This window comes from uncultured Methylobacterium sp., assembly GCF_964244095.1.
Taxonomy (GTDB): domain Bacteria; phylum Pseudomonadota; class Alphaproteobacteria; order Rhizobiales; family Beijerinckiaceae; genus Methylobacterium.
The window spans coordinates 1-2,322 of sequence record NZ_CAXTHR010000278.1 but is presented as its reverse complement, the minus strand read 5'-3'; the positions used below and the strand labels follow the sequence as shown (position 1 = coordinate 2,322).

Here is a 2,322-nt window from a genome sequence, read left to right as displayed (position 1 = left end):
TCGACCCGCTACGGCGAGAACAAGCGCGCCGTCGAGGAGAAGTATATCGGCCCGCTGGTGCGGACCGCCATGAACCGCTGCATCCATTGCACCCGCTGCGTGCGGTTCCTGGCCGAGGTCGCGGGCGTGCCGGATCTCGGCGCGATCGGGCGCGGCGAGGACATGGAGATCACGAGCTACCTCGAGGAGGCGATGGGCTCGGAGCTGCAGGGCAACGCCGCCGACCTCTGCCCCGTCGGCGCGCTGGTCCACAAGCCGCAGAGCTACAACATCCGCCCCTGGGAGCTGACCAAGACCGAGTCGGTCGACGTGATGGACGCGGTGGGCTCTGCGATCCGCGTCGACACCCGCGGGCGCGAGGTGATGCAGATCGAGCCGCGCATCAACGAGGACATCAACGAGGAGTGGATCACCGACAAGACCCGCCACGCCGTCGACGGCCTGCGGTTGCAGCGCCTTGACCGGCCGTTCCTGCGCGAGAATGGGCGCCTGCGCCCGGCCTCGTGGAGCGAGGCGTTCTCGGCGATCGCGGCGCGGATGAAGGGCGTCGATCCCAAGCGCGTCGGCGCACTGGTCGGCGACCTCGCCGGCGTCGAGGAGATTTTCGCCCTCAAGCACCTGATGCGCGCGCTCGGCGTCGGGAACATCGATTGCCGGCAGGGCGGCGAGGCGATCGATCCGGCCCGGGGCCGGGCGTCCTACGTCTTCAACCCGACGATCCCCGGCATCGAGGCGGCGGACGCGATCCTGCTCGTCGGCGCCAACCCGCGGATCGAGGCGTCGCTGCTGAACGTTCGCATCCGCAAGCGCTGGCGGATGGGGCCGCTCGCGGTCGGCCTGATCGGCGAGGCGGCGGACCTCACCTATCCCCACACCTATCTCGGCGCCGGCACCGATACGCTGGCGGCGCTCGCCCGCGGCGGGCACAGCTTCCTCGACGTCCTCAAGGGGGCGACGCGCCCGCTGGTGATCGTCGGCCCGGCGGCGCTCGCCGACCCGGCGGTGCTGGCCGCCGCCGCCTCCCTGGCAAAGGACATCGGCGCCGTCACGCCCGACTGGAACGGTTTTGGCGTGATCCACACCGCCGCCGCCCGCGTCGGGGCGCTCGATCTCGGCTTCGTGCCGGGGGAGGGCGGGCTCGGGTTCGGTGCGATGCTGGAGCCGGGCGCGCTCGACGTGGTGTTCAACCTCGGCGCCGACGAGGGCTCGGTGGGCGCTGGCGCCTTCGTGATCTACCAGGGCACGCACGGCGACCGCGGCGCGTCACGGGCCGACGTGGTGCTGCCGGGCGCGGCCTACACCGAGAAGGGCGCGACCTTCGTCAACCTCGAAGGCCGGGTGCAGCAGACCAACCGCGCCGGCTTCCCGCCGGGCGACGCCCGCGAGGACTGGGCGATCCTGCGCGCGCTCTCGGACGTGCTCGGCCACCGCCTGCCGTTCGACTCGCTGATCGCGCTGCGCCGGGCGCTCTACGCCGCCCATCCCCATCTCGCGGCGGTCGGAAGCATCGAGCCGGGCGACGCGGTCGCGGCGGTGGACGCCCTGGCCGCGCTCGGCGGTGAGATGCGGAAGGCGTCCTTCGCCTCGCCGGTGCTCGACTTCTACCTCACCAACCCGATCGCGCGCGCCTCGCGGGTGCTCGCCGAATGTTCGAGCCTCGCCCGCGGGCGCGCCCTCGAAGCCGCCGAGTAGGAGGCCGCCATGACCGCCTGGGACACCGTCGGCACCGTGCTGCTGCTCGCGCTGAAGAGCTTCGTGCTGCTCGCCTGCCTCCTCGTCTTCATCGCCTACGCGCTGCTCGCCGACCGCAAGATCTGGGCGGCGGTGCAGTTGCGCCGCGGCCCCAACGTCGTCGGCCCGTGGGGCCTGTTCCAGTCGTTCGCCGACCTGCTGAAGTTCGTACTGAAGGAACCGGTGATCCCGGCCGGCGCCAACAAGGGCCTGTTCCTGCTGGCGCCACTCGTCTTCGCGACGCTGGCGCTTGCCGCCTGGGCTGTGATCCCGCTGGCGGAGGGCTGGGCGCTCGCCGACATCAACGTCGGCATGACCTACATTTTCGCGATTTCCAGCCTGGGCGTCTACGGCGTGCTGATGGGCGGCTGGGCATCGAACTCGAAATACGCGTTCCTCGGGGCGCTGCGCTCGGCGGCGCAGATGATCTCCTACGAGGTCTCGCTCGGCTTCGTCATCATCTGCGTGCTGCTGTGCGCCGGCTCCCTCAACCTCTCGCGCATCGTGATGGCGCAGGACACCTGCCTCGGCCTGTTCGGCTGGTACTGGCTGTGGCTGTTCCCGATGTTCGTGGTGTTCTTCATCTCGGCG

Annotated in this window: 2 protein-coding genes; both read left to right on the top strand. The window is 70.9% G+C overall.

Features of this window, described 5'->3' with window-relative positions; genetic code table 11:
* Positions 1-1,692, top strand: a 1,692-nt coding sequence (locus ACFE86_RS22505) for a molybdopterin-dependent oxidoreductase (RefSeq protein ID WP_375457527.1), incomplete at its 5' end; no start/stop codon positions are given.
* 9 nt (positions 1,693-1,701) lie between these two features.
* A partial coding sequence (locus tag ACFE86_RS22500) for an NADH-quinone oxidoreductase subunit H (RefSeq protein WP_375457526.1) occupies positions 1,702-2,322 on the top strand: 621 nt, incomplete at its 3' end.